We start from the raw sequence: 6,472 nt of genomic DNA, 5'->3' as shown, positions 1-6,472 counted from the left end.
AATGCCCGACTCGTCCTCTCCGGCGATCCCCGTCAGCACAAGAGCGTCGCCCGTGGTGACATCCTCACCCTGCTGGAAGAGAAGGCCGGTCTTCCAGCAGCCTCCGTCTCCGAAATCCAACGCCAGCGCGGCAACTATCGCAAAGCCGTGGAGAAGATCGCCAAGGGCTATGTCTCCGATGGGTTTGCCATACTCGACGGGTTCGGGTGGATAAAGCAAATGACCGGCCAGGACAAGTACGCCGCTGCGGCTTCTGAATACGTCTCCTCCTTAAAAGATGGCAAAACCACCCTCCTGGTCTGCCCCACCCATAAGGAAGGCGACATGTTGACCGAACGAGTGCGAAAGGAAATGGCCGCCGCCGGGTTGCTCACGGGAGAGGAACGGACCTTTGAAGTCCTCAGACCCACCAACTGGACCGAGGCCGAACGATCCGACCCCCGGAACTACCACGAAGGCCATGTCATCCGCTACATCCGCAATGGCGGGGGCGTGAAGAGCGGGACGAAGCTCGACTACTCTGAGGAACAGGATGAGGCGATCAAGGCCAACCCCGGTGCCTTCCAAGTGTATGAACGTAGAAGCGTCAGCTTGCGAAAGGGCGATACCATCCGTTTCACTTCCAACCAGGAAGTGGATGGCCACAAGGTCAATAACGGCTCGTCATACACCGTGGATGGGTTCGACAAAACTGGGAATATCGTTTTGAACAACGGCTGGAAGCTGAAGCAGGACAACGGCATGTTCACCTCCGGTTTGGTGGACACCTCTTTCGCCGCCCAGGGGAAGACGGTGGACAATGTCATTGTCGTTCAGGGTAACCAATCGCTCCCGGCGTCGAATATGGCCCAGTTCTACGTCTCCGTTTCCCGTGGAAGGAAGCAGGCGAGCATCTATGTGGACTCGAAAGCCGAAACGCTGGATGCAGTGAAGCGGGACGACAAGCGGCTTCTCGCATCAGACCTTGTCCGAAAGCCCCGCAAAAAGATCCGCGAACGGTTAAAGAAGCACATCGCATTTCTGCGACAGCTTCCATCTTTAGTTAGCTCCAAGACCCGAGATGTGGTATTGGGGCGAGGAAAGGATTTGAGGTATTATGGCCACGAATAAGTTTTTGGAAAATCTCCGCGAGACGGTCAAGCCGAAGGAAGAGGCGAAGCCGCCGACAGAAGACGACAGTGTGGAGAGTCCGGCAGGGGATGGGAGGGATTCCCGTCATCAGGTGCTGGCGGTGCAGTTGGTGCAATTGACCCGAAACGCACGGGCTGTGCTTTACGGGTCAATCGTGGGGACCATCGACTTTAGCCCCTCGGTCGGCGTGAGCTTCAGTTTTGAGGGGAAAGACGGCGTTGAATCCGTCCTCATCACCGGCAGGCTGCTCGATAGAGTTTATGATCGGCTCTGCTCAGGAAAACGAGAGATTTGCCGGGTCAACGGCGACAGCATCACGGCCATCACGTTCACGAAGGCAGATGAAGCGTAGAAGCGAGAAACCGGGTACGCAAAGCCATGCCCTCTTGGAGCACCGGGTGATTTGTGACTTCAACCCCATTTGTAGTGACCGGCTGAGCAAAGGAATTCATGAGCGAATTGCCTTATCAGTGCAAAATGGGCATTCTTTGGATAAATTGTCACGCCTTGCGGGAAAGGGGGCAGATGCCCTCCATACTCAAAGTTTCCGGTGATGCCGAACATGTATCGACCAGCGGCGAGCGTCTCATAGTATTCCTCCAGATCGCTGTCGACGTGTGCGCCTCCATCCTTGTTGGCGGCACTCAGGCAAATGATCCGTCGCGAATAATCCTTTGATTGATGGATGAACACGGGTTCGTCGCTCCACCATCTGGCAAATGTAACTTCGAGAAATTTATCCCCAAGAAGCGGGCGCATTTTCAAAGGCTCGGAAGAATTCGGGTTGAGTACGTGCGAAAGATAATCTTGCCAGTTTCCATGGCCTCGCGATGACGTGAGCATTTGAGTGCTGGTCAAGCCAAGGTATGTGAACAAAGACGTGCTTGACTTCGTGTCATGTAACAACACACGCAACGAGGTGGCAATCCGCAACGCCTCATCTTCGGCACCCTGGTCAAACATCGCCGAAGACCGAGAAAGAAATCGAACTTGTTCGTGAAACTTGTCCGAGAATCGTGAATCGACAATCGCAGACATGATTTCTCCTGCCCGGCCACTAGTGAATGCCACATTTCTGAACCGTAAGGGTCGGCCTTTCCCTGGCGGCATGAAATTTCCAATCGAAGTTTATTCGTCCATTGACAGTCGATTGCCAAGGAAGGTTCGATGGCGACTCAAGTCATCAGCCGTTAAGATCAAGCGATTGTATGATCGATAACCGAAAGAATTTCAAATCTTACGCAACTATTCGGGCCTCACGCCTGCTGCCCACTAATCACGTCCGCCCACAAACAAACCCCTCGGCGACCAGTACGAACGCGGACATGTTGTGCTTGTCGAGTTCGCCGAGGATGTCGTCCCTCACCTGCTCGGCTGAATCGCCCTCCCGCATTCCCGCATACGCTGGGTATGGAAGCTGGATCGCCAACTTCTTGTCCTCTCCGGCCATACGTTTGCGAAAGCCCATCTCGGCAAATTCTTTCTCTTGGGAGGAGTGGATTTCATCGTCGGAAATGATGAACACTAGGAAATTCATTGGCGGGAATCCGTGGGTTTCGATCATTCTACGTTGGACTCCTGCCTTTGCTCACCGGCATCATCTCACCCGCTCTTACCCATTCCGAGAACAGTGGGTTGTCTTGGGCGGCGACCTCTACCTTCCGTTCCTCCCGGCTGACGCGAGCGGCGGCAAGCTGTTCAGCGGTTCGTGGAACATACCCCGCCTCGAACCCCGCCCAGTACAGTGAGAATTTGTGAACCCGGCACGACTGCCCCTTATGCATAAATCCGCGTGTGGGGTCCGGTTCGGTGAGCATGGCCCCAAATCCTGACTCGTAGCTCTCGCACTCCTTGGCCACTTCGTCGATCACAACGACGTGCTTCTTCTCCCCGTCCTTCGTGGCGGTGTACACAACCGCCGACGCCTTCATGGCGCCACCCTGCTTCCGGGCAATGTCTTCGTCGTCGTGGCTGACAAGGTAATGGCGGCCAACGGGCGTCCATCCGTAGCCGAGGACGGACTCGACCAAGGTGCGAGTCGCCTCGAACTCCGCGTTCTGGCGATCCGAAATTGCCTTGCCTGCAGCAGCGTTCTGGCTGTCTTGAGTGGTGGGTGTGCGCGACACGTCGGGACGATAAACGAGCGGGTGGGCTTGAGCAAGCAATCAACGACGCAGCATAGTCCGCAATCGCCAGTTACTCCAATATCCATCGGGGAAACGATCAGCGGCCTCCCGCTCGATGTGGTCGAAGACGATCCCGGCGCCGGTTTTTTGGGACGGCCTACCGCTCATAGTCTCTTCGACGTGCCTCTTCCAGCTCAAAAGCTCCTTGTCAGTCCTCTTGTCTTTTCGCTCATGCTCGGGCTTGTCTAGTTCCTCATTGATCTCGCTCAACGTCTCAAGATGATCGTCAATCAAATTCGATGTGGTGGAGGAATCAGACAGCTTTCGGTAGTACTCAGTGAGGTAATGAATCAGTCCGGGGATCATAAACTCCTCCTTGATATGCTCCTTCTCGGCAAGCCAATTCAACCGGCGATGCAGGGCTTCAATCTCTGTTTTTGGCAAGTCACCTACGATTTCTGGGTCGTCCCCCGGCTGTGCCAGGAATAATTTACAGCCAACGGCAAGGTTGCAAAGTGAAACCACGTTGTCTCGTTCGTCCTGTGGAACACCGGAAAGCATTTCACAAAAAATGTCATTCGGCTCACTCATCGACAGGCTCCGGGAATTGATGTTCTCGCGGACACCGAGCTTGCGTCGCATGGTGTCTGGGATATTAATTCATGATACCAGTTCGAGCGAGCGCACGCGGGAACCGGAGGACGTATTTAGTCATCCAGATGGCTGGTTGAGAATCCCTTCGTCCTCTGAATGGCGGCATCCATTTCCCGCCAGAACGTCAAAAAGCCCTCCACGCTCACACGCTCAACGTCTGGTCCTGTGTAACCTCGAACTTAAACCCATACCCCGCGACCAGCTTTCTGAAATCCGGAGACGTTTTCACCCGTAGTTTTGTCTTCCCAAATACTTTGCCTTCCGGGTTCTTCCATTGACGGGTAAAGAAGACCCGTTCGGGAAACTTGCCGGGCTTGTGAACACTGACCACCGTCACAATCTGGCTTCCCACGCCATCCGCTACTGCCAATGGATCTCCGTAGGCTGTCAGTTCATGACGAACTCCGGGACGCCATGAAAGCGTCTTGTAAGTGCTCTCACCGTCGAATAGCTCCACCTCTTCGTGGAAGAACGGGTAGCTAAACTCGAACACCTGCTTTTCCAAAAATGGGGGTAACTTGCTCATTCGCCATCCCCATTCGCACAGGTAAACGGCACATCGCCTTCGTGGTGGTCACCGCACACACCGCATTGTTCCAAAACGTCCGACTGGTTTACACCCAAAGCGGCCAGCACGGCCCTTTGCTGGAATATGGCTTTCGCCTTGGAGAGGTCGGATAGCAGATTGTTGGTCATGCAGGAGGCTCCTGGCTTGGGTCGGTGGCAGCGATGATGCCGCGTGCTTCGTCACTGATTGATTCCTTCGGCATGCCGTTCTCCAATTCAAAAATGATTGACTCGGCCTTGAAGCGGGCAATCTGAAGTCTCCTTTCCTGCTCACGGATTATGCCCATTGCCCAACGGACTTCCCCGGAATCGAGCTTTCCGAACTCAGTCATCACACGCTTCAGCCGCCCAATATCACTCGCCAGCGTGTTGCTCATGCCGCCACCTCCGCTTCAAGCTCTTGCTTGAGTTCGGCGAGCAGGGTATTGAATGCCTCAACATCAATGGGAATCACCTTGGTGTAGTCCACGTCGAAAGAAACAAGCGTTTGCTTCGCATTCCACGCCTTGATGAAGTCCCACAACTCCTTGTCATCCACGAGGCAGTCTCCGGCGTCCTCGTGGTGGTCATCCAGTTCGCTGGAGAGCACGTTGCCAAGGTCGATCCCTGACCAGCGGTTTTCCTTGCAGGCATATACGTACAGTGGACGGTTCGTCTCCTCGTCCGCTTCGTCGGCATACCAGTCGAGGAAGGATTCGAGGGAATCGAAGTAGCCTTCTTGACAGCCGCCCCCGTTTTCGTCGTACACCCAATCGCATGGCGACTCCGTAACGATGCCGGCTTTGAGCAATCGCCTTCCTTCCGCGTGACGCTCGCAATAAAGGTAGTAATGCCGGACTTCCACGTCACACGCTTTACACTTGGATGGCTCGCAGCATTTTTCGGCATTTGCCTTTTCCAGATGTGAACGCTTGCAAGTGGTGCAAACAAAAAACGAGGCATCGTCATCTGTCGTGCGAATCACCTTCAGAGGCAACGATTTCCCGGAAACCGGCTTGTCAAATGTGACGCGCAAAGTGGCGGGATCGCAAAGCTGTTCAGATTCGCTCATGCCACCAACTCCCCGTAAATCTCTGCCACCTTCTTCCGTATCCGCAAGCTCTCGAACCCCCGCGAGTCGCTCACCGCGTCCATGTGGTGGTCGAATTGCTGCAACGACTCCTCTATGACTTCCTCCAGCCGTTCCATGTCGTGCAGGCTGGGTGTCATGCCGTTGGAGATGAACTTGGAGAGCATGAAGGTGAGGGCGTCTTCGAGAATGGTGTCGAAGGTGTCGAGGGTTTCCAGTGCGACTTCGGCTTGTGCGTGGGGTTGGTCGTTCATGGGGCGAGTCCTTTCGTTGTTGACCTGCTGACGCTAGCGCGATTTGCGCGGTCAGTCAAGCGGTTTTATGGTGTGTTGAACACTTTGTTGATGCGGTATCCCAGCCAGGCCATGCAGTTGATCGCCATGCTATTTCCGAGGCCGCGATATCGTGGTCCATCGGCTGCTGGCTTGCCCCGGTACGGCACGTTCGTGTATCCGTCAGGCGCCCCCATCAGCCTCTCTGCCTCGGTTACGGTAATTCGTCGCACTGACATCACCTGCTGAATGTAACTCTGCTGCTTCATTCCCGCTTCGGCTGCCAATGCTCCGACGACTTGTCCGTCCCCGCCGATGTAACGAACCTCATCGCGGGTGTTCTGGGCAAAGGCAACCGCGCCCACGCCTATCCCCCCACGCCCACCGTTTGGAGTGAGAAGGGCGTTCGCCAGTCCGTCTTGCCGGTATTCGAGGTGATGGCTGTCACCCCGTCCACGAATCGCCAATGTGTACGGCACAAGCGGCGTTCCTCGGCCCGTTCCATCTTCACTCGCATCAAATCCATCGGCACGAAGCGAGTGTGTCACAAGCGTGTCCGAGCAATAACTGTCAACACCTCGGCTTTGATCCCTAGCTCTCAAGGTGGTGGCGACATCATCTGGGCCAGCAGAAACAATCAGGCTGTCGGCAGT

11 protein-coding genes and 1 pseudogene are annotated in these 6,472 nt (G+C 55.2%); 2 read left to right on the top strand and 10 right to left on the bottom strand.

Annotated features, from left to right (window positions below; translation table 11 throughout):
- Positions 1-1,110: AAA family ATPase (locus BGIM_RS66260; RefSeq protein WP_193789091.1), on the top strand; the 1,110-nt coding region annotated here is incomplete at its 5' end.
- On the top strand, positions 1,097-1,483 hold the full coding sequence (locus BGIM_RS0145510) for a hypothetical protein (protein ID WP_020476228.1): 387 nt from the start codon (positions 1,097-1,099) through the stop codon (positions 1,481-1,483). The genes BGIM_RS66260 and BGIM_RS0145510, both read left to right, overlap by 14 nt.
- A 59-nt stretch (positions 1,484-1,542) precedes the next feature.
- Here the strand turns inward: BGIM_RS0145510 and BGIM_RS56140 are convergent, their stop codons facing one another.
- The 10 genes and pseudogenes from BGIM_RS56140 to BGIM_RS56135 all read right to left on the bottom strand — a co-directional run.
- Complete coding sequence (locus BGIM_RS56140) at positions 1,543-2,169, bottom strand: hypothetical protein (RefSeq protein WP_020476227.1); 627 nt, start codon at positions 2,167-2,169, stop codon at positions 1,543-1,545.
- Positions 2,170-2,407: 238 nt separating this feature from the next.
- Positions 2,408-2,668, bottom strand: a complete 261-nt coding sequence (locus BGIM_RS0145500) for a hypothetical protein (RefSeq protein WP_029632076.1) — start codon at positions 2,666-2,668, stop codon at positions 2,408-2,410.
- Positions 2,669-2,696: 28 nt separating this feature from the next.
- Positions 2,697-3,257, bottom strand: a complete 561-nt coding sequence (locus tag BGIM_RS0145495; RefSeq protein ID WP_157369951.1) for a hypothetical protein — start codon at positions 3,255-3,257, stop codon at positions 2,697-2,699.
- 39 nt (positions 3,258-3,296) lie between these two features.
- Positions 3,297-3,899: a hypothetical protein gene (locus BGIM_RS0145490; RefSeq protein WP_029632074.1), complete on the bottom strand. Its 603-nt coding sequence runs from the start codon at positions 3,897-3,899 to the stop codon at positions 3,297-3,299.
- A 154-nt stretch (positions 3,900-4,053) separates the two neighbouring features.
- Positions 4,054-4,437 carry a hypothetical protein gene (locus BGIM_RS0145480; RefSeq protein WP_020476222.1) on the bottom strand — a complete coding sequence of 128 codons (384 nt, stop codon included), beginning with the start codon at positions 4,435-4,437 and terminating at the stop codon, positions 4,054-4,056.
- Entirely contained in the window at positions 4,434-4,607 is a 174-nt protein-coding gene (locus BGIM_RS64360) for a hypothetical protein (RefSeq protein WP_020476221.1), read from the bottom strand. The genes BGIM_RS0145480 and BGIM_RS64360 overlap by 4 nt, the downstream gene beginning before the upstream one ends.
- Positions 4,604-4,855 (bottom strand): hypothetical protein, encoded by a 252-nt coding sequence (locus BGIM_RS0145470; protein ID WP_020476220.1) that lies wholly within the window; start codon positions 4,853-4,855, stop codon positions 4,604-4,606. The genes BGIM_RS64360 and BGIM_RS0145470 overlap by 4 nt, the downstream gene beginning before the upstream one ends.
- A complete protein-coding gene (locus tag BGIM_RS0145465; RefSeq protein WP_020476219.1) occupies positions 4,852-5,529 on the bottom strand; it encodes a hypothetical protein in 678 nt (225 codons plus the stop codon). Before BGIM_RS0145465 ends, BGIM_RS0145470 begins: the two co-directional genes overlap by 4 nt.
- Positions 5,526-5,801, bottom strand: coding sequence for a hypothetical protein (locus tag BGIM_RS0145460; RefSeq protein ID WP_020476218.1), 276 nt, complete (start codon positions 5,799-5,801; stop codon positions 5,526-5,528). Before BGIM_RS0145460 ends, BGIM_RS0145465 begins: the two co-directional genes overlap by 4 nt.
- 65 nt (positions 5,802-5,866) lie before the next feature.
- Positions 5,867-6,472, bottom strand: a pseudogene (locus BGIM_RS56135) (DNA (cytosine-5-)-methyltransferase); the annotation flags it as partial.

Origin of the sequence: Zavarzinella formosa DSM 19928 (genome assembly GCF_000255705.1) — a bacterium.
Lineage (GTDB): Bacteria > Planctomycetota > Planctomycetia > Gemmatales > Gemmataceae > Zavarzinella > Zavarzinella formosa.
This window is presented reverse-complemented; position numbering and strand designations above follow the sequence as displayed.